The following is a 243-nucleotide window of genomic DNA, read 5'->3' on the forward strand; positions in this document are numbered from 1 at the left end:
AGACCGTTAGTTTGTCCCAGTTTTTATCGAGGTAGGCTAAGGCTTCGCCGGTTTTTCCTTTTGGCAGGGTTTGTTGCAACGCTTTGTCCAGCCATGCTCTGAGTTTATTGAGCTGGGGCAGACTTTTTTCTTGTCGAATTTGATATTTCTGTTCGGCTGGTTGGTCTTTAATCGCGGCTTCGATGACGTACAGTCCTTTGATCATTGTCACGGCCATGTCGGCTTTACTGACTTTTCCTTTCG

Annotated in this window: 1 protein-coding gene; it reads right to left on the bottom strand. The window is 46.5% G+C overall.

All coding sequences use genetic code 11. The features are described from left to right. Nucleotides 1–243: IS66 family transposase (locus WG929_RS21155; protein WP_416207644.1), on the bottom strand; the 243-nt coding region annotated here is incomplete at both ends.

Source organism: Oceanobacter antarcticus, assembly GCF_044962685.1.
In the GTDB taxonomy this organism is placed as follows: Bacteria; Pseudomonadota; Gammaproteobacteria; order Pseudomonadales; family Oceanobacteraceae; genus Oceanobacter; species Oceanobacter antarcticus.